This window comes from Flavobacterium taihuense (assembly GCF_019351435.1).
In the GTDB taxonomy this organism is placed as follows: Bacteria; Bacteroidota; Bacteroidia; order Flavobacteriales; family Flavobacteriaceae; genus Flavobacterium; species Flavobacterium taihuense.
The window spans coordinates 350,160-375,869 of the sequence record NZ_JAHWYN010000001.1; the positions used below are offsets into that span (position 1 = coordinate 350,160).

At 33.8% G+C, this 25,710-nt stretch carries 17 protein-coding genes and 1 pseudogene; 10 read left to right on the forward strand and 8 right to left on the reverse strand.

The annotated features are described in order from the left end of the window. Positions 1-2 precede the first annotated feature (2 nt). Both rsmI and KZH69_RS01405 read right to left on the reverse strand, forming a co-directional pair. Positions 3-716 carry a 16S rRNA (cytidine(1402)-2'-O)-methyltransferase gene (rsmI, locus tag KZH69_RS01400; protein WP_219315674.1) on the reverse strand — a complete coding sequence of 238 codons (714 nt, stop codon included), beginning with the start codon at positions 714-716 and terminating at the stop codon, positions 3-5. 51 nt (positions 717-767) lie between these two features. Then, entirely contained in the window at positions 768-1,736 is a 969-nt protein-coding gene (locus KZH69_RS01405; RefSeq protein ID WP_219315675.1) for a DUF8457 domain-containing protein, read from the reverse strand. Between the two features lie 225 nt (positions 1,737-1,961). Between KZH69_RS01405 and KZH69_RS01410 the strand changes: the two genes are divergently transcribed. From KZH69_RS01410 to KZH69_RS01435, 6 genes are all read left to right on the forward strand, one after another. After that, on the forward strand, positions 1,962-2,588 hold the full coding sequence (locus KZH69_RS01410; RefSeq protein ID WP_219315749.1) for a thymidine kinase: 627 nt from the start codon (positions 1,962-1,964) through the stop codon (positions 2,586-2,588). Next, entirely contained in the window at positions 2,585-5,032 is a 2,448-nt protein-coding gene (locus KZH69_RS01415) for a bifunctional UDP-N-acetylmuramoyl-tripeptide:D-alanyl-D-alanine ligase/alanine racemase (RefSeq protein WP_219315676.1), read from the forward strand. Before KZH69_RS01410 ends, KZH69_RS01415 begins: the two co-directional genes overlap by 4 nt. A gap of 65 nt (positions 5,033-5,097) precedes the next feature. Further along, positions 5,098-5,526 carry a large-conductance mechanosensitive channel protein MscL gene (gene mscL / locus KZH69_RS01420; protein ID WP_219315677.1) on the forward strand — a complete coding sequence of 143 codons (429 nt, stop codon included), beginning with the start codon at positions 5,098-5,100 and terminating at the stop codon, positions 5,524-5,526. Positions 5,527-5,691: 165 nt separating this feature from the next. After that, entirely contained in the window at positions 5,692-6,681 is a 990-nt protein-coding gene (locus KZH69_RS01425) for an aspartate-semialdehyde dehydrogenase (protein WP_219315678.1), read from the forward strand. A 78-nt stretch (positions 6,682-6,759) separates the two neighbouring features. Then, positions 6,760-7,104: a hypothetical protein gene (locus KZH69_RS01430; protein WP_219315679.1), complete on the forward strand. Its 345-nt coding sequence runs from the start codon at positions 6,760-6,762 to the stop codon at positions 7,102-7,104. Positions 7,105-7,512: 408 nt separating this feature from the next. Beyond that, the gene (locus tag KZH69_RS01435) at positions 7,513-9,720 is read left to right on the forward strand and encodes a TonB-dependent receptor (protein ID WP_219315680.1); all 2,208 of its coding nucleotides are present in this window, start codon (positions 7,513-7,515) and stop codon (positions 9,718-9,720) included. Positions 9,721-9,780: 60 nt separating this feature from the next. Here KZH69_RS01435 and mtgA read toward each other — a convergent pair whose 3' ends face one another. From mtgA to KZH69_RS01450, 3 genes are all read right to left on the reverse strand, one after another. Next, positions 9,781-10,524, reverse strand: coding sequence for a monofunctional biosynthetic peptidoglycan transglycosylase (gene mtgA / locus KZH69_RS01440; RefSeq protein WP_219315681.1), 744 nt, complete (start codon positions 10,522-10,524; stop codon positions 9,781-9,783). Between the two features lie 64 nt (positions 10,525-10,588). Then, positions 10,589-15,463: a T9SS-dependent choice-of-anchor J family protein gene (locus KZH69_RS01445; protein WP_219315682.1), complete on the reverse strand. Its 4,875-nt coding sequence runs from the start codon at positions 15,461-15,463 to the stop codon at positions 10,589-10,591. Positions 15,464-15,491: 28 nt separating this feature from the next. Next, positions 15,492-16,604 (reverse strand): NAD(P)/FAD-dependent oxidoreductase, encoded by a 1,113-nt coding sequence (locus tag KZH69_RS01450; protein ID WP_219315683.1) that lies wholly within the window; start codon positions 16,602-16,604, stop codon positions 15,492-15,494. 250 nt (positions 16,605-16,854) lie between these two features. Here KZH69_RS01450 and KZH69_RS01455 point away from each other — a divergent pair, with 250 nt between their 5' ends. From KZH69_RS01455 to KZH69_RS01470, 4 genes and pseudogenes are all read left to right on the forward strand, one after another. Beyond that, entirely contained in the window at positions 16,855-17,268 is a 414-nt protein-coding gene (locus KZH69_RS01455; protein ID WP_219315684.1) for a hypothetical protein, read from the forward strand. A gap of 124 nt (positions 17,269-17,392) precedes the next feature. Beyond that, the gene (locus tag KZH69_RS01460) at positions 17,393-19,294 is read left to right on the forward strand and encodes a S9 family peptidase (RefSeq protein ID WP_219315685.1); all 1,902 of its coding nucleotides are present in this window, start codon (positions 17,393-17,395) and stop codon (positions 19,292-19,294) included. A gap of 88 nt (positions 19,295-19,382) precedes the next feature. Continuing rightward, positions 19,383-20,579: pseudogene (locus tag KZH69_RS01465) on the forward strand (C1 family peptidase). A 128-nt stretch (positions 20,580-20,707) separates the two neighbouring features. Then, entirely contained in the window at positions 20,708-23,140 is a 2,433-nt protein-coding gene (locus KZH69_RS01470; RefSeq protein WP_219315686.1) for a hybrid sensor histidine kinase/response regulator, read from the forward strand. On the opposite strand, the gene KZH69_RS01475 is transcribed toward KZH69_RS01470, so the two are convergent. The 3 genes from KZH69_RS01475 to KZH69_RS01485 form a co-directional block, all read right to left on the reverse strand. After that, entirely contained in the window at positions 23,137-24,474 is a 1,338-nt protein-coding gene (locus tag KZH69_RS01475) for a sigma-54-dependent transcriptional regulator (protein WP_219315687.1), read from the reverse strand. The genes KZH69_RS01470 and KZH69_RS01475 overlap by 4 nt on opposite strands. Positions 24,475-24,599: 125 nt before the next feature. After that, entirely contained in the window at positions 24,600-24,896 is a 297-nt protein-coding gene (locus tag KZH69_RS01480) for a hypothetical protein (protein WP_219315688.1), read from the reverse strand. A 46-nt stretch (positions 24,897-24,942) separates the two neighbouring features. After that, entirely contained in the window at positions 24,943-25,239 is a 297-nt protein-coding gene (locus tag KZH69_RS01485) for a hypothetical protein (protein WP_219315689.1), read from the reverse strand. Positions 25,240-25,710: the final 471 nt, after the last annotated feature.

Below are 25,710 nucleotides of genomic sequence, written 5' to 3' on the forward strand. Positions count from 1 at the left end.
ATTTATTCGTCTTTCGAGAATTTACTTTTCTTAGCTTCTTTCACAATTGGTTTTCCTGCGACAACGACAACGATTTCACCCCGAGGAGCTGTTTTTTCAAAGTGGGTAAGGACTTCACGAGTGGTTCCTCTTATGTTTTCTTCGTGCAATTTTGACAATTCTCTGCAAACGCAAATAGTGCGGTCTTCGCCAAAATAAGTAATGAATTCAACCAAAGTTTTAACTAATTTATGAGGAGAAACATAGAGAATCATGGTACGAGTTTCTTCGGCAAGTTCCAAATAACGAGTTTGTCTTCCTTTTTTTTCAGGAAGAAAACCTTCGAAAACAAATTTATCATTAGGTAATCCGCTATTGACAAGGGCAGGAACAAAAGCTGTTGCACCAGGTAAACATTCTACTGCAATTCCGTTTTCAATACAAGCACGAGTCAACAAAAAGCCAGGATCGGAAATCGCTGGTGTTCCAGCGTCTGATATTAAGGCTATGTTTTCACCGGCTTTTAATCTCGAAATTACATTTTCGATTGTTTTGTGTTCGTTATGCATGTGATGGCTGTGCATGTGTGTGCCAATCTCAAAATGTTTAAGCAATTTACCACTCGTTCTGGTGTCTTCGGCAAGGATTAAATCTACTTCTTTAAGAATCCTAATGGCACGAAAGGTCATGTCTTCGAGGTTGCCAATGGGAGTAGGGACGATATATAATTTTGACATTTTTATGGCTTAAAGAAAGGATTTGATAAAATATAATAGGTGATTTAATTCTTAAAAGGATAAGAATTTTTTCTCTATGATTTCCATAAAGCGATGTTCGTATTCTTCTTTTCCTTCCCAATTGTTGTAATCGGGTTTTACCATCTCATCAATAAAAGTTTTGGTTTCCTGAAAAGTGTCAAATGTGATAAGTTGATTAAGCACACGATTGTAATCCTCATTATTTCCACCAAATAAATGTTTGACAAAAGCAATTCGGTCGTTCAACCCAATAGTGATTTCTTTTGCCAATTTGTCATTCAATGTAACCGATTTGGGTTCTTCTTTTTCAACTATTGTGGGAGTAGCATTCGGAGCAGTCTCTTTTTCAAATTCAAAAGAAGGGGTTGTTTTTGGGACTTCAGATTCTTGCTTTTTATCTGATGGAGTAACTTTCACAAAATCAGGGTCAATATATTTTCCGCCAAGTAGATCATCAAAGGAAATCTGAACCGCTTCTTTTTTCTTTTGAGTTTCTTCCTTTTTTACAGGTTCAATTTCAGTTTCTTCTAAAGTGAACAATGGTTTTTCGATTGGTGTCTCAATTTCTAATTTTTCAGCAATAATTTCTTCTAATTCTTCTGCCGTAACGAAAGGGTCTGGAGTGATCGAAGCAGGATGCTGTTCGGCTGGTGCAACGACTTCTGGTTCAATTTTGTTTTCTGCTTCTTCTTCTATTATTTCGTCAGCAACAGTTTCTATTATTGGAGTTTCATCTGTTGTCGTATTAATGATTGTTGCAGGTCTCTGAAATTCAGGCAAAGCAATATTCTCAAAAAACTCTTTCATTTTTTCTACCACTTCAGCTTGACCAATAGTAGGCTTCGCTTCTCCAAAATGCTCTTCAACAAATCGTAAAACAGCTAATTTTTCATATAATTTCTGTGTTTCTAAAAACAATTGATTGATATCAGATTTGTTTTTAAGTTGCAAAATTCTATGAGCAATGCTGATTAAGTCGGCTTCCAATTTTTTTTTCATGGCTTCTGAAATTATAATGAATATGGCTTTTTATAAAATTGTTGTTTGTTTGTAATCGTTGATGAGGGATTAACTTTTTTATTATTGAAATAAGACCTCTCAAATTTCTGAATTGATAAAAATTATCTACTTTTGAAACGAGGTAAAATTGAAGTTTACCCAATCGATTTATTACCGTTACAAAGTAATAAAAACTATTCATTTTTTAAGGTAGAAAAATACAAAATGTTTCTCGAAAACACAGTAAATCATAAAGAGCAGTTTGGATGGATTGAAGTCATTTGTGGCTCCATGTTTTCGGGCAAAACCGAAGAACTCATTCGTAGACTAAAACGAGCGCAATTTGCCAAGCAAAAAGTTGAGATTTTTAAACCTGCTATTGATACTCGTTATCATGAGGAAATGGTAGTATCTCACGACAGCAACGAAATTCGTTCTACGCCTGTTCCTGCAGCAGCCAATATCGCGATTTTGGCACAAGGTTGTGATGTGGTTGGGATTGATGAAGCGCAGTTTTTTGATGACGAAATTGTTACAGTTTGCAATGACCTTGCCAATCAGGGGATTCGTGTGATTGTTGCTGGTTTGGACATGGATTTTAAGGGAAATCCTTTTGGTCCAATGCCTGCACTTATGGCCACAGCTGAGTATGTTACGAAAGTGCATGCGGTGTGTACCCGAACGGGAAATTTAGCTAATTATAGTTTTCGAAAAACCGACAATGATAAACTCGTAATGCTTGGTGAAACCGAAGAATATGAGCCTTTAAGCCGTGCTGCCTATTATCACGCGATGCGGAAAGATGATAAAAATGTGGAGAGTCAAAAAACTAATAATAAAGACCAAGATTGAATTTAAATAGTGCAAATATTGAAAGTATCCTAAATTCGAAATGGAATGGAAATCCAACAGGAGAAACTATAGACACCATATCCATCGACAGTCGTTCTTTGCAAAACAATGAAAAAACACTTTTTTTTGCATTAGTAGGAATCAATAACGACGCTCATATATACCTAAAAGATTTAATTACCAAGGGTGTTCACAATTTTGTAGTGACTCATATTCCTGATGGACTTGAAGGGAAAGCTAATTTTTTAGTTGTCAAAAATACTTTAGAGGCTTTACAACAAATTGCCGCACATTATCGAAGTCTTTTTTCATTTCCGATTATTGGCGTGACAGGAAGTAATGGTAAAACAATCGTCAAGGAATGGCTCAACTTTCTTTTGAGTCCTGATTTTAATGTTATTCGAAGCCCTAAAAGTTATAATTCCCAAGTAGGAGTTCCCCTTTCGGTACTTGCCATCAACGAACAACATAACCTCGGAATTTTTGAAGCTGGAATTTCGACTGTTTCAGAAATGGAGCAACTCCAAAAAATCATTCAGCCAACAATTGGAATTTTGACCAATATAGGTTCTGCACATGATGAAGGTTTTGCCAGTTTAGAAGAAAAAATAAAAGAAAAAATGCTGCTTTTCAACCATTCGGAAGTAGTAATTTATCAAAAAAACAATAAAGTAGAGCAATTTATTAGCCCAAAAACAAAAGCTATTTCTTGGTCTTTTGCAGATACAACTGCGACTGTTTTTATATCCAAAAAAGAACATACCCACGAAAACACATTCGTTGAATACAATTATAAAGGGAATGTCTCGACTTTAGAAATTCCTTTTGTGGATGATGCGTCGGTCGAAAATGTGATTTCTTGTCTTTTGGTTTTATTGTATTTGGAATATGATGCCAAAACAATTCAGAATAGGATAGAATTGTTGTATCCGATTGAAATGCGTTTGAAAGTAAAAAAAGGAATTAACAATTGTAGTTTGATTGATGACAGTTACAGTTCCGATTTTCAATCGCTAAAAATTGCATTGGATTTTCTGGAAAATCAAAAACAGCATCAGAAAAAAACAGTTGTGCTTTCGGATATTTTTCAGAGCGGATTGTCGAATGAAGTGTTGTATTCAAAAGTGGCTGAACTCATTATTTCGAATAACATCAGTCGTTTTATCGGAATTGGTGAAACGATTTCGACCTTAAAAACAAAGCTCCCCAATGCTGTTTTTTATAAAGACACCAATACGTTTTTAGTACATGTGGAGCAATTGAATTTTGAAAACGAAACCATTCTAATCAAAGGAGCACGATCTTTTCAGTTTGAAGAAATCGTGGCGGCATTGGCTGAAAAAACGCATGAAACGGTTCTTGAAATCAATCTGAATGCGATAAGCCATAATTTTAATTTCTTTAAGTCAAAACTAAAACCGACCACCAAAATGATGGCGATGGTAAAAGCGTTTGGTTATGGAAGCGGAGGTTTTGAAATTGCAAAATTACTTGAACATCACAAGGTAGATTATTTGGGAGTGGCCTTCGCAGATGAAGGAATCTCGTTGAAGACCGCGGGTATAAAATTACCCATTATGGTTTTGAATCCTGAAAATACTAGCTTCCCGGCAATCATTCAGCATCAATTAGAACCTGAAATTTATAGTCTAAAAGGACTGAATGCTTTCTTGAAGATTGCGGAACAAAAGAAATTAAAAGATTTTCCGATACATATAAAGTTAGATACCGGAATGCATCGTTTGGGTTTTGAAGCTAACACTATAGATGATTTGATTGTCACTTTAAAAGGAAATCAAACCGTCAAAGTAAAGAGTATTCTATCTCATTTGGCCACAAGTGATGATTTGCAGCACAAAGATTTTGTTGCATATCAAATTAATTTATTCGAAAAGTTATCGTCTCAATTAATGAACAAATTACAAATTACTCCTATTCGTCACATTTTGAATACGTCTGGGATCAGCAATTTTCCGCAAGCCCAATACGATATGGTTCGTCTGGGAATTGGTCTTTATGGAGTTTCTAATGATAGCGAAGAACAAAAATACCTTGAAAATGTGGGGACTCTAAAATCTATCATTTCACAGATTAGAACCATTCAATTGGGAGAAAGTGTTGGCTACGGCAGACGATTTATGGCCAACAGAGAATCCCGTATTGCGACAATTCCTATTGGTTATGCTGATGGTATTGCCAGAAGTTGGGGAAATGGAGTTGGTTTTGTAACTATAAAAAATAAAAAAGCGCCCATTCTAGGAAGTGTTTGTATGGATATGTTAATGGTGGACGTAACTGAGATTGAATGCAAAGAAGGGGATTCGGTAGTAATTTTTGGCGAAAGCCCAACAGTAACTTATATGGCGGAACAATTGAAGACGATTCCGTATGAAATCTTGACAAGTATTTCGCAACGAGTAAAGCGTGTTTTTTATAGAGAATAATAGTATTTATTTTTAAAAAATAAGTATATTCGTTACGTTATTAATCAAGTTAAAACCAATAAGATATGGGATTTATAAGTGATTTTAAGGCCTTTTTGATGAAAGGTGAAATAGTAAATTTGGCAACAGCCGTAATCGTTGGGGGCGCTTTTGGAAAAATTGTGACTTCGTTTACCAATGATGTTTTGATGCCGCCAATTGGGCTGCTATTAGGAAAAGTAGATTTTAAAAATCTAAAAATTGTTCTCCAAGATGCTGTTCCGGCTGTTATGGAAAATGGAACGGAAAAAGCGCCGGCAATTGCAGAAGTAGCTTTGAATTATGGTGCTTTTATTCAAACCGTGTTTGATTTTGTTATTATTGGCTTCTGTATTTTTATGGTTTTGAAAGCCTATGAAAAAACTAAAAAACAAGAAGTTGTGGTTGAAGCTCCACCCGCTGGACCAACACAGGAAGAATTACTTACCCAAATTAGGGATTTGCTAAAGAAATAATACCGCTCACTACATATTCTAACCAAACCACTCTATAAAGGGGTGGTTTTTCTATTTTGTTTGATTTATAACAATTTGTTAATTTTTGTGACACCCCTTGTTATCTTTTGAATATTACTTACTTTTGTACTTCAAAAATAAATATACATTTATAAAATATATACGATGAGAATAGCAGTTGTTGGTGCTACCGGAATGGTTGGCGAAATAATGTTGAAAGTTTTGGCAGAAAGAAATTTTCCTGTAACCGAATTAATCCCCGTTGCTTCTGAAAAATCAGTAGGAAAAGAGATTGAGTTTCAAGGAAAAAAATACAAAGTAGTTGGAATGCAAACAGCTGTTGATATGAAAGCGGATATTGCATTGTTCTCTGCAGGCGGAGGAACTTCATTAGAGTGGGCTCCAAAATTTGCAGCTGCAGGAACTACTGTTATTGATAATTCTTCGGCATGGAGAATGGATCCAACCAAGAAATTAGTGGTTCCGGAAATCAACGCAGGTGAATTGACAAAAGAAGATAAAATCATTGCCAATCCAAACTGTTCTACTATTCAAATGGTATTAGCTTTAGCGCCATTGCATAAAAAATACAACATCAAACGTGTGATTGTTTCTACTTACCAATCCATCACAGGAACGGGTGTAAAAGCGGTTCAACAATTTGAAAACGAAGTTGCCGGTATCGAAGGTGATATGGTTTACAAATACAAAATCAACAGAAACTGTATTCCGCAATGTGATAGTTTTGAAGACAACGGATACACCAAAGAAGAAATGAAATTAGTTAACGAAACCAAAAAAATCTTAAGCGATGATTCTATCAAAGTAACGGCAACTGCTGTTCGTGTACCAGTTGTTGGTGGACATAGCGAAGCCGTAAACATTGAATTTACTAATGATTTTGATGTAAACGAAGTAAGAAACATTTTGCACCATACAGATGGTATTGTAGTGCAAGACAATTTAGATACTTTCACTTATCCAATGCCTCGTTATGCAGAAGGAAAAAATGAAGTTTTCGTTGGTAGAATTCGTCGTGACGAAAGCCAAGCAAACACTTTGAACATGTGGATCGTTGCCGATAATTTGAGAAAAGGTGCAGCGACTAACACCATTCAAATTGCAGAATACTTAATTGCGGCAAAATTGGTTTAATCCATTTTTAGATATTTTAAATCAGAAAACTACAACTTTAAGCGGTTGTAGTTTTTTTGTTTTGTTACCTTTGCAGTGATGAAAAAGAAACACTTTATACTTAATCTTTCTTTGGTTGTTGCAGTATTGTTCTCAATAGTGTTTCAGTCGGTGGACAGCATTGGGCACTTACAAGAAAAGTTTTCTCAAAAACAATGTCATCATACTTATAATTCTAGCTCTGAATTTACCCATCAGCATCATAATTTTGACCATTGTTATGTTTGTCAATTTGGGTTCAGCAGTTTTATAACTCCAATAAATTATTCCCCTGTATTCTTCACAGGAAATTGGAAAATCCCTTATTTCTTTGCAAACACAGAAAGCGTTTTTTCGTTTTCGGGTAGTTTGTATTCGCATCGTGGTCCCCCAAATTACGTCTAAACTAGCTTTTTTAAATTATAAAATAGTTCAGACAAAAGTTATTTGAAGCGAAAGAATTGGCGTTATCAGCAAACATCGTTCCTGCTCCCGATAGCTATCGGGGTTCCAATCTTTTTGCCCGCTGAAAAAGCGTTCAAAAAGGATTTTCCCTTCCATCAGGGCTAAAAAGCCAACATAGTACATTTTTGGAAACACAACAGAACTTTATTGGCAGTGTTTTGGCATAGACCATAATACACGCTAAAACAGAAATCAGTGTCAATCCTTTAAATCAGTGTTTTCTGTGGCCAATTGCGCAATGAGGGTCTAAAGACTTTGTCCATATTTCTACAATTCTTAATAAACATTTTTAATTATTTATCACTTTTTTTATATAGTGATTTGATTAGTAACAATACAATTATAAAGATGAAATCAATCATATTGGCTCTATTTCTGGGGCTTACTACTTTTATACAAGCCCAAAATTCGATATCGGGAAAAGTTACGGATGCTAAAAATAATCCTTTGTCAGGGGTTACCGTCGATGCAACCGAATTCCATAAATCAACCAAGACGGATGAAAACGGAATGTACACTTTGACAGCGCTACCAAATGGGGATTTAACACTTGTGTTTTCATCCGAAGGATTTGCAACCCAAAACAAAAAGATTGAAAAAGTTCAAAATACAAAGACGCTAGATGTTATTCTGGATGAAATCGCTTTCCAAATGGATGAGGTAATTGTCTCTACACCATTTTCTAAATTGCAATCTCAAAATGTGATGAAAGTAGACCGAGAAAGCGTCAAATCAATGCAGGAAAAAGGGAGTGCCACTTTGATAGAAGGCTTGGCTACTATTCCTGGAGTTTCTCAAGTCTCTACCGGAACATCAATCGGGAAACCTGTCATTCGGGGATTGAGTGGCAACCGAGTTTTGGTGTATACTCAAGGCGTTCGGTTAGAAAATCAACAGTTTGGTGATGAACATGGCTTGGGTTTAAATGATTCCGGAGTTGAAAATGTCGAGGTTATAAAAGGGCCAGCTTCGTTGCTTTATGGCTCAGATGCATTGGGTGGAGTTTTGTTTTTTAATCCCGAAAAATTTGCTTTAGCCAATACTTTTCAAGGGGATTTTGGACAACGATTGTTTTCGAATACGCTTGGGAGTAGCACTACTTTGGGGTTGAAAACATCTACCAATAATTGGAAATACTTGATTCGCGGCGCTTACAACACCCAATCCGATTATAAAATTCCCGATGGAGATCGAGTTACCAACACGCGTTTTCAGGAAATGGATTTTAAAGCAGGAATTGGATACAGTAATGCTAAGTTTTCGAGTGTTTTGAGATACAATTACAATAATTTGGATGTTGGAATTCCTGAAGATGGTATTGCAGATCAAAGCACAACCAAGAAAACAGCCTATCCTAAGCAAGGTGTTTTCAATAATTTATTTTCCTTAAATAATACCTTGTTTTTTAGTGATTCAAAATTGGATGTGAATTTAGGATATATTCAAAATGACCGTTCCGAGTTTGAAGACAGCAACGTTGCGTCTTTGCATATGATTTTAAACACCTTCGATTATAATGTCAAATACTATTTGCCAAAGCTTGGTAAATTTGAAACAATTGCAGGAGTTCAAGGAATGTCACAGGAAAATAAAAATTTGGCCAATGAATTTTTAATTCCAAATGCAACAACCAATGATTTTGGAGTTTTCGGAACTGGAATTTATAATTGGGGTGTAAACTCAATCCAAGGAGGGCTTCGGTTTGACTACAGGCATTTGGTTTCAGATGAACATGGAATTGTCGGGGAAGAAGGATATTTTGAAGCGCTTAACAAAAACTATGATAGTTTCAACGCCTCATTGGGGTATAAAACCAATTTTGCTAAGGATTTGTCTTTCCGGTTGAATGCCGCAACAGGTTTTAGAGCGCCAAATTTGGCGGAGTTGTCTTCTAATGGGGTACACGAAGGTACTTTTCGATATGAGATAGGAAATCCCAATTTAAAAACTGAGCAAAATCTGCAAACCGATTTGGATTTAGAATACAAAAGCACTCACTTTGAGTTTAGTGTGAGTGGTTTTTACAATCATATTAACGATTACATTTATTCGTCGCCATCGGGTACTGAAATTGGAGGATTTAAAGTGTATGACTACATTCAAAACAATGCCAATTTGTATGGTGGTGAAGTTGCATTGCACATTCACCCGCATCCTTTGGATTGGTTGCATATTGAATCCAGTTTTGAAACCGTTACTGGAAAACTGCAAAATGGTGGTTACTTACCTCAAATTCCGGCCAACAATTGGGACAACACCATAAAAACTGATTTTGTAATTGGAAAATGGCTTGAGGATGCTTTTGCTACTTTCAATGTTTCGACCACTTTCAGTCAGGACAAGGTAAGCGGTTTTGATATCTCTTCGGATGGTTATACGTTGTTGAATATGGGTTTTGGAGGTAAAATAAAGCTGGGTAAAACCGCTTTTGACCTAAACTTTAATGGGAATAATTTACTCAACAAAACATATATCCCACATTTGTCTCGTCTGGCCACTGCTGGAATACCCAATCTAGGAAGGAATTTTGTACTTGGAGTTGCTTTTAAATTCTAAAGTTTAAGATTTCAAAAAAAATAACAAACCCCAATAGCAAATTGTTATTGGGGTTTGATTTTAATATTCAATTTTGCCGATGTGTCTCATAATCCGAACAATTTTTGTCTTCCTATTATTGATATATGAGGAAGAACTCGTGGCTTTATACTTTCTGGGATTGGGTAATATTGCAGCTATTCCCGCTGCTTGAGTCATTGTAAGGCTTGAAGCGTCTTTTCGGTACCAATGTTCTGTTGCAGCATAAGCTCCATAAACGCCGTCACCCATTTCGATGCTGTTGAGGTAGACTTCCATAATACGTTCTTTGCCCCAAATAAGTTCTATCAAAACTGTAAAATAAGCTTCCAAGCCTTTTCGGAGGTAGCTTCGCCCTTGCCAAAGAAAAACATTCTTAGCGGTTTGCTGCGAGATGGTACTTCCACCTTTTATTTTTCGGCCTCTTTCATTGCTTTTGTAGGCTTTTTGCATCGCAATAAAATCAAAACCATTATGCGTAAGGAAAGTTCCGTCTTCACTGGCGATTACTGCTTTTTGCAAATTCATCGAAATTTTATCAAGCGGTTCCCAATTATGGCTGAAATAAATTTCTTTCCCAGCCGCTTTATTCTCAAAATAACGAATCACCATTAAAGGAGTAAATGGAACAGGTACAAATTTAAAAAGGACTACCAAAGAAATTGAAATCCCAAAAAACCACAACAAAGATTTTAGTAAAAACCATTTTACTTTGGTCATAAAACTTTTGTTGTTTTTTTTGACGGGTTTTTTTGTTGTCTTTTTGGGTGTTATTTTGGTCGCCATTTTATACTAAATCGGATGCTTTTAAACTGTTTTAATTTTGAATCAAAAGTAGTTTTTATTACGTTTATTTTTTAATGACTTTAAAAGTTTTTTTCTTGTCCTCATTTGTAACATTAATTAAATAGACACCTGTAGCATATTTTTTGAAATCAATGCTCACATTTAATTTTGAAAATTCACTTTCGAAAAGTAATTGTCCATTAAAATTATAAACTTCAACTTTTGAAATTAACGAATTACTTTCTATGTTTAGAGTATTTTCAATAGGATTTGGATAATATTTTAAATTTTCAAATTCATTTTCTGTAATCGATAAAGTTGCTGTTGGGCTAAACACGAGGTTGTCCATATAGGCATTGTCACCTATGTCATATATATACTTTCCGATGTGCTGTAAAGAAATTCGAATTTCAGATCCTGCGTATGGAGTTAAATCATATTTTATGGTTGCAAATTGATCTGCATCATTTGTAATTGGTTTAATTTCACTCCCAATCATTTTACCATTAACAAGAACTCTAAATACAGATTCGTTATTGCTTTGATTATAAGTTTGTTTGAGGTCAAATTGCATAAATAGCGTTTGAGCGTTTCGGGCATCTACTTTCATGTTTAATTTTGTTATGAAGTCTGGATTTGCTTCCCAAATATTTGATGCATTTGAAGATAATTTTGAAATAGTTTTTTTTAATTGTGGAGTAACACTTTTCCAATTTTTCGAATCGCTACTTCCATTCATGGCTATTAGATTGTTGGTATCGTTTGAAGGATCTTGAGAAACAACTGCCGAACTTTCTCTTGTGCTTTCCAAAATTAAAGTCTCATCTAACGGACTTTCAAAATCATATTTAATAGTTGCAGTTTTGGCATTTATACTAGATGAATATCCCTCATTTAATTCAAAATTATCCACTAGCAAATTTGGCGCTCCTGGATTTGAGAAGTCCATTAGAAAGCTATAATCGCCAGAAACAAGAGGAGTGTAATAATAGGTAACATCACTGTAATTATATTCGGTAAGCCTTCCTGTACCCTGTAGAGTAGTTTCCATATTATAATCATTTTGGCCTCTTCCTGCTGATATACGAACCCCCTGAGAGCGATACTCATAACTATTTCTGCCTTTTAAACTGAACTTATAAGTTGTACCTGCACTCAAATGAAACATGGGGGTCATTATTTGTGTTAAATGGCTTCCTTTAATATATAAATAACTGCTGTCATCATACCCATTTCTCAAATAATCATACCCATAATTGTAATAGGTATCTTGTTCTGCCCTATTTTTCGAAAACATATCTCCATACAGATGCTTAAAACAATCTGGGAGCAGATTTTCGCCATAAGTGCTCAAATTAGTAAACTTTTCTACCCAAGGTAAGGGTATTATATTGCAGGTAGTTTCGATCCTTTTCGGACCAACAGTGATTGAGTTTCCGGAATTGCAATTAGTCATAAAATAGAAGTCATAGGAAGTTCCTGTCTGCAGATTTATAACAGTAATCTCATTCTCGTTTGTTTTTAAAATAGTTCCTGTACCTTGAGTAAAACCCGGAAGGCCATATTCTATTTCAACATTTTGTGGCAATTGATTTCCAGATGTCCAATTGATATGGACTGAGTTGTTGTTAATGTTAGAAAAAACAACATCAATTGGCTCATAGCATTCTAATGTTTGGTCATAATAAAAATCATCAATTAAAATTGTATTGGTGCTAAGATATTCATTTGGCTCGCTTTCAAACTTAAATGCTATTTGTTTATTGGATCCGTTATATGCTGAAAAATCAATATTATATTCTTTTCCGTATTGTGGAGTTTTTCTTATTTCATCAAAAGAAATAGATTGATACGGTTCAAAAGTGGAAAGATCTAAAGGGTTTTTTATTGTTCCGACAATTAAATTACCTGATTTAGTATATGTTGACAATCTACTAAAAATCCAGAATTTTATTTTTTTAAGGTTGTCAAAATCAGATAAAAAAGGAGAAATTAAATAAGCAGTCCCTGATTCATCTTGTAATGAATAAACATTTGGAGCACTGTTTATATTTGTCAAGCTAAATTCATCAATACGAGAATATTGATGGTTATTATAGGTCCAGCAAAAATCGATAACATCACCGTAATTATTTTTATAAGAATCAAAATTTTCTACAAAGGGAGCCGTTTTAGCACATGTGATTCTGAAGGTATATCGGTCACTCCAATCACTCGCTATATTTGCTTCACAATAGGTACGAACCCTGTAATCGTATGAATCTTCAACTAGTCCAGTTAAATTAAATGGATTTGTTTTTATAGTTATTAAAGTCCCTGTCCCTTCTGCAAATCCTTTTGGACCATATTCAATTTCCCAGCTGTCAGATTGTTTTTGAGTGTTATTGTCTTTCCAATCCAAAGAGGCACTATCAGTTCCTGATTGTATCGCGCCTAATTGGCCTGGTCTTGGGCAATTGTTTTGGGTATACTCAAAATCATCAATATACAATCTTCTATTGCGGGCATTGTTTACACTTTGTTTAATACCAATGTATTTGTCTGTGCCATAATAATTTGAGAAATCAATTTCATATTTGAGCCATTTTCCTATATTTTCAACAGGAATCGCAATTGTTTTGTAAGAGGTAAAAGTGGTATAGTCCTCTGGATCTGAAAGAGTTCCGATGATAATTTCTACAGCTGAATTGGTAGACTCATTTGGGGAAAGCATCCAAAAACTTGTTTTTTTGTAATTATCGAAATCTTTGAATCTAGGCGAAACAAGAACTACTCTATCTGTTTTTTCTCCTTCACCGGGAGGATAAGGAGCGTCTAATTGATTTAGCATATATACCGAATGCGAACCGCTTTTTACTGGTTGGGTAGTTGTTGTTATAAATTGATTTTTATCCCAATATCTTTCATTTATATAAGGCACAATTCTAGTCCAACAGCCACTCTTTTCAAAAGCTAAGTTTTCAAAATCATCACTATATCCTACATTTACCCCTGAGCATTTGGTTCTAAAATAGCCTCTGTCAGACCAATCGCTATATTCAGTATCACATTTAGCACGAACATAGAAGTCATAAACAGTATTGTCTAAAACAGATTCAGTAATTTTAAAAGGGAAGGAGGTCGCATTTACGATAGTTCCGGATCCATGTGCAAATCCTTTAGGGCCATATTCTATCTGCCATTCTGATGCAGATTTGTAATTGTCCCAAGTAACTGTTGCAAAATCAATACCAGAGCTAAGAGTTCTAGGGTTTAAAGGCTCTATACATAGAGGGGAATCTTCATAAACAAAATCATCTATGCAAAAAATTGATTTAGCTGATTCATTTTGTTTTAAAGCGAGATAATGGTGGTTATTGCTTTTTAGATAATTGTCCAAATAAATAGTATGTTCTTTCCAAATGCCTAATTTGTCAGGATTGTCAATTTCATTCATTTCTGATGCTAAAATTGTTTTCAAAGGAATGAAAGTAGTGGCATCTTTTGGGTCAGACATAGTTCCTATGGTCAGAGAATTGTCATTGTAAGTTTGGCTTGAACTATAAGCAAGAAGGCTGAATCTAATCCTTTTTGTAGCTTCTAAATTTGCAATGTATGGGGTTATCAGATATGATTTTTGGCCACTGTATGAATCACCATAAGAATCCATTATAATCATTTGCGACCCAGTTTTAGGCAATGGTTTTAAACTCCAATTAACGTTTTTGTCTTTTGTTATTATCGCATAATTAGTATTCGTGCTCCAACAAGGATCTATATAATCAGACCCTTCAAAAGAGGTTGTATAAGTTCCTGAAAAATCATTGCAAACGGTTTTGAAGCTAATTGTTGGAGTCCAATTGGAATATAAATCATCGATGCAATTTGCTCGTACTTTTACTTCATAATCGCTATTTCCTGTCAAATTACTTAAAACGAATGGACTGCTTTGAATGTTAAATGTTTCTGTCGTTCTTGTATAAATATTTTTTAAACTTACTTGAAAATTAGTTTGATTTGAAGAATCAAAACTTATTTGAGCTGTATTTTCCTGAATATTTGTAACTGCAAAATTAGATTGGTCATAACAATTTGAAGCCTCCTCATAGCTAATGTCGTCAATATAAATTTCTGCATCACCAATATAGTTATAAGATTTATTTTTGAATTTGAACACAATATACTGGTCATTTCCTTTGTAATTGTTAAAATAAATGGTTCTCTGTTCCCAGTTGGTTGTAGTTGCTCTTTCAACCTCGGATAGTAAATGGAAAGTGCTTGGGTCATTTGGATCCGTCATTGTCCCTACAAGAAGTTCTTCATTAGAATCGTAACTATAAACCCAAAAGCGTATTTTTCTTTCTGCTGCTAAATCTTTAAATTTTGGAGAAATAAAAGCGACATGACCATTAGTGCTTTTGTCTAAATTTGTCATAGTTATTGAAGAGCCTAAATTATCTCCATGATTATTATAACTTGTCAATCCTATATTGGCTTCATTTTTAGGATTGTTGTATAATAAACCTTTCCATTCTAAATCTTTTTCGGTTGTATTATTAAAATCAATGGCGTAGCCCAAAGAATAATAATTATCATTTGTCGCAAATACTGTTTGAGTTTGTGACCAATCAGTCCATGCAATTGCGGTTCCATTGAAATGATTTTCCCTAATCCTAAAAACATATTTTTTTAATGGATTTAGTGTGAAACGGTAAAAATCCCATCCCGAAACCTTCACAGAAGTTCCTTGTCCAGGTAGAAATCCTTCTGGACCATATTCAAATTCCCATTCGTAAGTAGTATAAACATCATAATTAAGATATTCAATCATAGTTTCACCTGTTAATGAAACTGTAATTACAAAGTCTAAATTAGTGGTAGTGGATTCTGTTTTGTTGTTGGCTTTTAAAAAAAGTAGATTGAAAAAAGAAAAAAGGATTACTAAAGTAGTTTTTTGCATGTTTTGGGGTTGTTTTTTATGAGTAGCTCTATACTAAATCTGCTAATTCGGTTCCAATTAAACTGCCTATTGCTACTCCCATTCCGCCTAATCGAACACCACAGTAGACGTTTTCGGAGAGTTGGGTAACAATTGGTTTTTTGCTATTTCCAATGCCCATGATTCCACTCCAGCGGTGTTCAATTTTTACATTGTAATTAGGTAAAATTACTACTTTTAATAGATTTTCCAATTTTTCCTGCACAATTTTTGTTTGACCAAATTCGGTTGTATTTTCGGTTTCAAAATCAAGATTTCTGCCTCCTCCAAGGAGTATTCGATCACCAATATTTCTAAAATAATAATAGCCTTTGTCCAAATGAAATGTTCCTTTTATGTCTAAGTTAGGAATTGGTTCTGTGATTAAAACCTGTGCTCTTGCTGGTTTCACTCCGCCTTTGGTTAATTCATTGGCAAAACCATTGGTGGCGAACAATAATTTTTTGCTAGTGAAACTAAAATCACCGAGTGCAACTTCAACACCGTTTTCGTTATCCAAAAAGGAGGTAACGGTTTGTTGGTTTAATATTAAAATATCTTTCTCATAGGCTTGTTTTAATAAGGCCTGCATCATATTTCCAGTGTCAATTTGAGCTTCAAAAGGATTGAAAATCAAATATTCGTTGATTTCTCCAAAACCAAAACGATCAACTTCTTTGGCAAACACATCAGCTTTAAATAATGGTTTTAAGATTTCATTTATAAAAGACAACTTATTTGAACATTCACTATAACTACTTTCGTCATCCTTTAAAAACAATTCATAACCACCATAGGCTTTGAAATCTATTGTGTTGTCACCAAGACGTTTTCTTAATAATTGTAGACCGCTCCATCTTTTTTGGATGAGTTGAATAACTTCTTCCTCGGTGTGTGTTTTTAAATCATCAATAATTTCTGAAATACTTCCAAAGCAAGCAAATCCAGCATTTTTGGTGCTGGCTCCTTGTGGTAACATTCCTTTTTCGAGAATCAATATTTTGCTCTCAGGATATTTTTCACGCAAGCGTAACCCTGCATGTAAACCTACAATTCCACTGCCAACGATAGTGAAATCTACATTAGTGAACCAATTTTTTAATTCCCAATAGCTAAGTTGCATTTGATTTTTTTTTATAAAATTAAATAAATTTTCTAGTTTTCGAGTATTACATTTTTAATATGTAGTTAATTCGATTGATTTTTTTTAAAACGATTTTTTTTCTCATAGTATAAAAATTAATGTTCAATAAAAACAACAGTTTGGCATTATAATTGTGTCAAGATATCTGGTTTCAAAAAGGAGCTAGTATTATTATTTTTCAGATAGATAATATGGGTTCAAGTTAAAAATAGGACTAAATTATTTTGTTATGTTTGAAAATATAGATGAACTTATAGAAGTAAACTTAAAACTGCTATATACGTCCAAGTCCCAATTTATGATGCGAATCAATTTTAAGGATGAATTTGGTTTTAATCTTAAAAACTCAAAAAGATTTGCAGAAATTTTAGATCATAAAGGCCTTGTTGTATTAGAAAAGGAGCAGGGATTTAGATGTGATTTAACTGATTTTGGTAGACAAATTTATGAAGACGGTGGATGGGCTAAGTACTCAGAGACTGTTGAATCGCTTGAAGAGTTCAAAAGTATTGTAAATATAGATTTTGAAGTTCAAAAAATTGAACAGTCATTTCTGAAAAAAATAATAATTGCCAGTATTATTGTATTAGTGTTGTGTTTTTTTATCACGCTATTAACCGTTGAAATTTTTAAAACTACTTAGTTTTTACAATTTTTTTTGGCACTAAAAGAGTCGCTTTTTTTAAGTTTTTTTTATGTGTTGCTATTTATTCTAATTGATGATTATAATGTTATATTTGAAAACTGAATATGTATTTTAAATAATTATGAGAAAAACAATCCTTTTAATGCTAACAATGATGAGTTTAACTGCAAGTGCTCAAAATGTAATGACTCCGGAATTACTTTGGAAATTAGGACGAATTACTCCTTTAGGAATTTCAAAAGACGGCAAAAATATTGCTTACAAAGTATCGACACCTTCAGTCGAAGAAAACAAATCTAGTTCCAAATATTATACCGTTGCTATTAGCAGTGGAACAGTTGTAGAAATTAAGGATACAAAAGAAATTTTGGTGGACAAAAATATTTCTCCAGACGGGAAATACATCGTTTACAACCAAGAAGTAAAAATTGATAATGTTTTAGGGAAAGACTATTACCCTAATTTAGATAAATCGAACGTTCAAATTTATAATGGTCTGGATTATCGTCATTGGGATACGTGGAACGAAGGTAAATTCAATCATGTTTTTTACAAAGAAAATAAGGAAGGCGCAGAAGGAATAGATATTTTAAAAGGAGAAAACTTTGATAGTCCTCAAAAACCTTTTGGTGGTGATGAAGATTATAATTGGTCTCCAGATGGTAAAAGTATAGTGTATGTATGCAAGAAAAAAGCAGGAACTCAATATGCTCTTTCAACAGACACTAATATTTATGAATACAATCTAGAGACAGGTAAGACTATCAATAGAACAGAGGGGAATTTTGGATATGATACAGCTCCACAATTTTCACCTTCAGGAGATTTGACTTGGTTGCAAATGAAACGCGATGGTTATGAAGCAGACAAAAACGATTTGATTGTTAGTTTCAAAGGGATGAAGATGAATCTTACTGCTAACTGGGATGGAACAGTAACCAGCTTCAAGTGGAGTAATGATGGCAAAAAGATATATTTTATAGCTCCAATTGACGGAACATTACAGCTTTTTGAAGTTAATTTTCCTGGTTTGACAAAAATTGCGATTATTGTAAAACAAATTACAAAAGGTGATTTTGATGTGCACGATTTGGTTGGTTTCTCAGGAGATGAAGTGATTGTTACTAGAACCGATATGAATCATGCAGCGGAAATTTTCTCCTATAATTTGAAGAAAAAAACTTGGAAACAATTGAGTAATGTAAATACTGAGACTTACTCGACGTTGGCTTTAAGCAAAACCGAAAGACGTTACGTAACAACTACCGACGGGAAAAAAATGTTGGTATGGGTAATTTTGCCACCAAATTTTGATGCCACTAAAAAATATCCAACGCTATTATTTTGTCAAGGAGGACCACAATCGCCTTTAACACAATCGTATTCATTCCGTTGGAATTTCCAATTAATGGCCGCAAATGGATATGTAGTTGTAGCTCCAAATCGCCGTGGAATGCAAGGTCACGGGGTAAATTGGAATGAGCAAATCAGTAAAGATTGGGGCGGACAAGTGATGGACGATTATCTTTCGGCTATTGATGATGTTGCCAAAGAAAGTTATGTTGACAAAGCCCGCTTAGGTTGTGTTGGTGCTAGTTATGGTGGATATTCTGTTTTTTATTTGGCAGGAATCCATAACAATAGATTCAAAACATTTATAGCCCACGATGGAGTTTTCAACACGCAAAGTATGTTTGGAACTACCGAAGAAGTTTTCTTTAATAATTGGGATTTCGGCGGACCTTACTGGGAAAAAGATAATGCAGCTGCACAAAAAGCGTACACAAAATTCAATCCTATAAACAATGTTCAAAACTGGAACACACCAATTTTGATTATACAAGGAGGAATTGATTTCAGAGTACCGATTGGGCAAGGGCAGGAAGCTTTTCAAGCGGCGCAGATACGAGGAATTAAAAGTAGATTCCTCTATTTTCCAGAAGAAAATCATTGGGTTCTAAAACCTCAAAATGCTCAGGTTTGGCAAAAAGAGTTTTATAAATGGCTTAAAGAAACCTTGTAAGACATAAATTAATTGATAATTTAATAGCAATAATGTAACAATATTTGTTTTTTTGTTACATATAGCAAAACCTTAACCAATTTTAAAGATGTATAAATTACCCATTAAATCGTTTCTTATCGCAACTACTCTAGTTGTTGGGATACATACAATGACTGCTCAAGACGGATTGGTCAACTCATTAAAAGTAAATGTTAGCGAAAAAAGTGCAGAAAGTTTCAAGTTTACAGATGTGATTAACTTGGCAAATACTCCGATCAAAAACCAAGGGTCTTCAGGGACTTGTTGGAGTTATTCTACTAATTCTTTTTTAGAATCAGAAATGATTAGAATGGGGAAACAACCTGTAGAATTATCTCAAGTTTTTTAGGCGCGTAATGCTTATGTTGAAAAAGGAAAAAACTACGTGCGCATGCATGGAGCTGTAACTCTGGGTGATGGTGGAGAATTGCACGATGTCACAAATATGTATAAAAAATACGGAGCTGTTCCTCAAGAAGTATATACGGGTTTAAATTATGGAACATCTAAAAATAAATTCGCTGAAATGGCATCTTTGACTGAAGCTCTATTGGCCGCAGTTGTAAAAAATCCAAATGGAGAATTGACTCCAAACTGGGAAAAAGCATACGCTGCAGTAATTGATTCTTATTTGGGTCAAGTTCCTGAGAATTTTACATACAAAGGAAAAAGCTATACACCACAAACTTTTGCTAAAGAAGTGGTAGGGATTAATCCAGACGAATATGTTGAATTTGCTTCCTATGCAAATGTGCCGTATTATTCCAAAACGATGATGATGGTTCCTGATAACTGGTCATTTGATATGGTTTACAATATCAAAATGAATGATATGACTACTGTTATTGACAATGCATTGAAAAACGGTTATACAGTTGCCTGGGCATCAGATGTGAGTGAGAAGAGTTTTAGCTGGAAAAATGGAGTGGCTTATGTTCCTACAAAAAAGTATGATGATATGACTGCTGTTGAAAAAGAAAACATGTTCAACGGTCCAAAAGAGGAATTGGAAATCACTGAGGAAATTCGTCAAAAAGCATTTGACAATTATCAAACTACAGATGATCATGCTATGCATATTGTTGGTATTGCCAAAGATCAAATGGGTAAAGAGTATTATATTGTAAAAAATTCTTGGGGAGCAACTAATGACTATAAAGGTTATTTGTATGTTAGCAAGAATTTTGTAAAATACAAAACGACTTCATTGATGGTTAATAAAGGTGGTGTTCCAACTGATATTGCTAAAAAAATCGGGGCTTAGTAAAACTATTCCTAATAATTACAAGAAACCTCACCTATTGTGGGGTTTTTTTGTTTTTAATACTAATTAAGCTAGTATAGATTTCTATAATAAAGTCTATTCATTTTTGTAATTGTTATCTTTGAAATATGAACAGTAAAAAAAGCTATATTCCTATAAAAATATTTATCAGTTATCTGGTTTTGGCAGTGCTGTTTGTTGGTGTAAGTTGGTTTTTATATTCTGAAAACAGAGGGTTTTCTGAGGCAGAGAGTAAGGCAGCTAAAGCAAATAGTAAGATTTTAAAAGTTAGTAATTTGCTTTCTAATATATATGAAACCGAAAGTTTAGCCAGGATAACTATTCAATCCGATTCGAAGAAGGATTTTAAAAATTATATCTACAAAACGGATTCTTTAAAAGCAGAAATTGATTCTCTAAAATTATTGGTCACAACTCAATATCAGATTACTTTGTTGGATAGTGTGAAGCTTTTATTGTCCAAAAAGACATATAACATAAGGCAACTTAAAGCAATAAAAAATAAAACAAATGATGAAACGGCACTCAAAAAAGCCATTAATGATTTGACAAAAATGGAGTCGTCGCTTAGAAAACTTCAGCTGGAAGATTTTATTAAAAGGCCTGCTGACTTGGGTAAATATCAACGAAGCGTTCTTAAAAAATATGTGGCTTATTTGAATGAAAACATACCAGATGATAGTTCAAATACACTGAGTAAAAAGGAATCGGATTCGATTATAATGGTCTCCAAAACCTTACTCAATGAGGTTAAGAATGCAACTTTAAAAAAGAAATTCACATTGAATTTTGAAGAAAACAAGCTGCTTCAAAATGAACTGTTAATCTCAGACCAATTAAGAAAAGTTTTGAGTATTATTGAAAGAGAAATTATAAGAAACACAACGCGAAACTATTTAGAAAAGGAAAATTCACTAAAACGCAACAATCAAATCGTTACTATAGCGGCCGTTCTTGGATTGTTTTCCACTTTGCTTTTTTTGATTTTGATTCTAAATGATTTTTCAAAAACGCAATTGTACAAAAGACAACTCGAGGAAGCAAACAGCAAAACCAAAAGATTACTCAGGAATCGAGAGCAACTTATCTCTACTGTCAGTCACGATTTAAAAACACCATTAAGTACAATTGTTGGATATACGGAACTTTTAGGGAATTCTGAGCTGACAAAGAAGCAATTGTATTTTGCAAAAAATATTAAAGGGTCTTCAGAATACATGACAAATCTGATTCAGGATTTGCTTGATTTTACCCAAATTGAAGCTGGGAAAATTGCAATAGAAAAACTTCCTTTTTCTCTGAATGACATTATAAATGAAGTTGCAAAAAGTATTCAATCCGTATACGAACAGAAACAAATCCTGCTTTCTATTGAAATCGATACCATTTTTAAAGATAAAATCATTGGAGATCCATTTCGGTTGAGGCAAATTGTTACCAATATAATTGGAAATGCCTTTAAATTTACTGCTGAAGGATTTATTAAAATTGAAGTCAGTGCCAATGTTGAAAACCATTTCTTTACAATTAAAATCGAAGATTCTGGAATTGGAATACAGGATGACAAACAACAATTAATTTTCGAAGAATTTACCCAAGCCAATGAAAACATCGAAAAAAAATATGGAGGAACAGGTTTAGGATTAACGATTTCAAAAAAAATGGTGGAAATTCTGGGTGGAAAATTGAGCCTAAAGAGTATTTATGGACAAGGCAGCGTTTTTGAGATTCAACTTCCATTGTTGTTTGATTCTTCTTCTCAAAAATCGATAGGAATAAGTGATTTCAATAATGCATTAACCGCTGTTATTGTTGATGATGACATTAATTTATTGAACTTGACGACAGAAATTTTAAAACAGAATAATTTCAAAGTGTTGTCTTTTAGTAATGCTTCGGCTGTACTTGATGCATTGGAGAGCATTTCATTTGACTTTATCATTACCGATATTCAAATGCCGGAAATGGATGGGTTTCTGTTTTTAAGAAAACTAAAGGAGTCGTCTACTATAAATTTAGAAAAAAAACCTGTTATAGCAATAACCGGAAGAACCGATTTGGAAACGGAAATTTATATAAAAGCAGGATTTGCCAAAGTGATACGAAAGCCATATTCTCCAAAAATATTGTTGGAAATTATAGATTCCATTTTGAATGATAGGGAATCACAGTTTTCTACAGATATAGAAATCAAACAAGGAGTTGATTTAACAAAAAGTTATTCATTAACCGAGTTGAAATCATTTTTGTCAAATGAGGAAGATGTTATAAAAGAGTTTTTGTTTTCGTTTAGGGCATCAACAAAAGAAAATTTAGCTATACTAGAAGTAGCAATTTTTGAGAAAAGTAGTTTAAAAGTACAGGAGACGGCGCATAGAATGAGTCCAATGTTTAAACAAATTGAAGCAAATGAAATTGTTCAGATTTTAAATGATTTAGAATCTAAAGAATTTTTATTTGAGGAAATTGAAGTTAAGTTCAAAGTCTTGAAGAATTCAATTACATCGCTTTTTTTGCTTTTGGAAAAAGAAATAAGCTAATTGATATCGTGCTGTTTTAATTTATTATATAATGTTTTTCTGTTTATTTTAAGGAGTTTTGCGGCTTCAGATTTGTTGTTTTTGGCTTGTTCCAAAGCATTCAAAATGGCATCCTTTTCATTTTCAATCAAAGAAAAATCACTAGTGAATTTGGTTTCGATTTGAAAAACTTCAAACGGGAGTGTACTTTTCTCAATAAAATCGCCTTGGGATAATAAGGTGGCTCGTTTTATAATATTTTGAAGTTCTCTAAGATTTCCAGGCCATCTGTAATTTTCAAAAATAGTCACCACTTCTGTTGAAAATCCGATAATATTTTTATTTAGTTGTTGATTTGCTTTGCTAAGAAAGAAATCGGCAAAAATCATTAAATCTCCATCTCGTTCAATTAGTGAAGGTGATTGAATCGAGAATTCATTGATTCGATGGTATAAATCTTCACGGAAAGTTCCATTCTTTACAGCTTCTCTTAAGTCTTCATTTGTTGCCGTAATTATTCGGATATCAACATTGATTTCTTTGTTACTGCCTACGGGTTTTATTTTCCTTTCCTGTAATGCTCTTAAGAGCTGAATTTGGTTTTCATAAGAAAGATTTCCTATTTCATCAAGAAATAATGTTCCCTTATTAGCAGCCTCAAAACAACCTATTTTGTCATTTATGGCTCCTGTAAAAGAACCTTTTAAATGGCCAAAAAACTCACTGGCAGCCAATTCTTTTGGTATTGCTCCACAATCGACGGCTATAAAATTGTTGTTTTTCCTGGGGCTGTTTTGATGAATGCTTTTTGCTATAACCTCTTTTCCAGTTCCGCTTTCGCCAATGATTAGGACAGACATATCGGTTGGGCTTACCAGTTGAATGTATTCTGTCAATTTTTTTGATGCTCCTGAAATCCCTAAAACAACTTCTCCATCTGATGAATTATGGTTTTTGGCAGTAGTAACAATCGTATTATTTGCAATGCTTGAAACAGGAAATTTTAATGTGTTTGCAATAACAAGTAGAACTTCTTCCGGATTAAATGGTTTTGAAATGTAATCGGCGGCACCATTTTTTATGGCTTTTACTGCTGTATTAACATCAGAATAACCAGTCATCAGGATAACTGGAATTGTTGGATATGCGCTTTTGAATTCAGACATAAGCTGAATTCCATCGTAGTTAGGAAGTCTTAAATCTGTAATTATAAGGTCAAAATTTTGACTTTTAATTTTAGTTTTTGCTTCTTCTGCTGTAAATGCAGTTGTTACAAGGTAAGATTTTTTTACGAGAAAATTCTCCAACATCTTGCAAAAGGAAACATCGTCTTCTATCAACAAAATCTTTGACATAGGTTTTAACTTTATCGGCTAATGTAAAGTTATTAAAATTAGATATTCATAATAAACATATAAAAAAAGGAGAGAGATTCATTGAATCTTTCTCCCTCTTCAGTCTGAATACTAAGTTCCCCAACTTATTTTTTTGTCAAGTTCCCAGCTGCATCCGTGTAAACAGTAGACTTCTGGTCACCAACTTTTATTTCTAATTTAAATTCTTTTTTTTCATTGATATATGCTTTTTCAATAACAGCTTCTGGCGTTGCCGTTTTTAGGGCTAATATCACTGAACTAGGAACTTCTTCCAGCTTGATTTCTGTGTATTTTTCTTCAGCTGTTTGTGTTGAAACTGCCGTTTTTGTAGGGGTTGAAGTTTGTGCAAAAGATGCGAAACTTCCCAAAATAATTGCTGCGGATAAGATTAACTTTTTCATACTAATTGTTTTTTAATGATTTAATGTAGTTGTTTGTTTTGTAAAATTATTTTTTTATCCAGGCTCCAGTTGCATCGGCATATAATGCTCCCACTTTGTCGCCAACTGTCACTTGTAGTTTATATTCTTTTTTCTCATTGATAAAAGCTTTGTCAAGGATTGCTGTTGGATATGCTTTTATTAAGGCGCTTTTTACTGCTTCTGGCACTTCTTCCACTTTAATTTCTGTATACGGATCTTGAACAGTTTGAGTTGTTACTTCTGATTTTGGTGGAGTTGATTGTTGTGCAAATGCTGAGAAACTCCCTAAAATGATTGCGGCTGATAAGATTAATTTTTTCATGATAATAATTTTTTAAGTTTTATATTTTTACTTAATGAAATTATCATGCCAAGCGCTTTAATCTGTCTAAAATTCGCATAGTTGTCTTGTTTTTAGTATTTTAAGAAAAAAGGTAGAATTTAGCAGCACTCTCTAAGTGTGTATTTTTTGGTATATAGTGGGTAATTTTTACACACTTATTTGGATTTCAAAAAAAGAACCTACGTGTTGTAAGGTCTTTTTTGATTTTAATTTTAGAAAAATGTTGTTCAACGGTTGCGTGAGGGATTCTTCACTATACATTTATTTTCAGAGGAGTTCAATGAATTTCATTTGAAACTAGCTACCAAAGTAGCGTGGATAGCCCGACAGCAGCTGGGAAAAAGGGTAATGAAGACAAAGTATATTGCCCTTTTTTCAAGCTGGTGGCACGCCAAAACACTTTTAAGAGGAAGTGTTTTAGGATGGTTTAAGTGCAAAAAAAAATCCCAT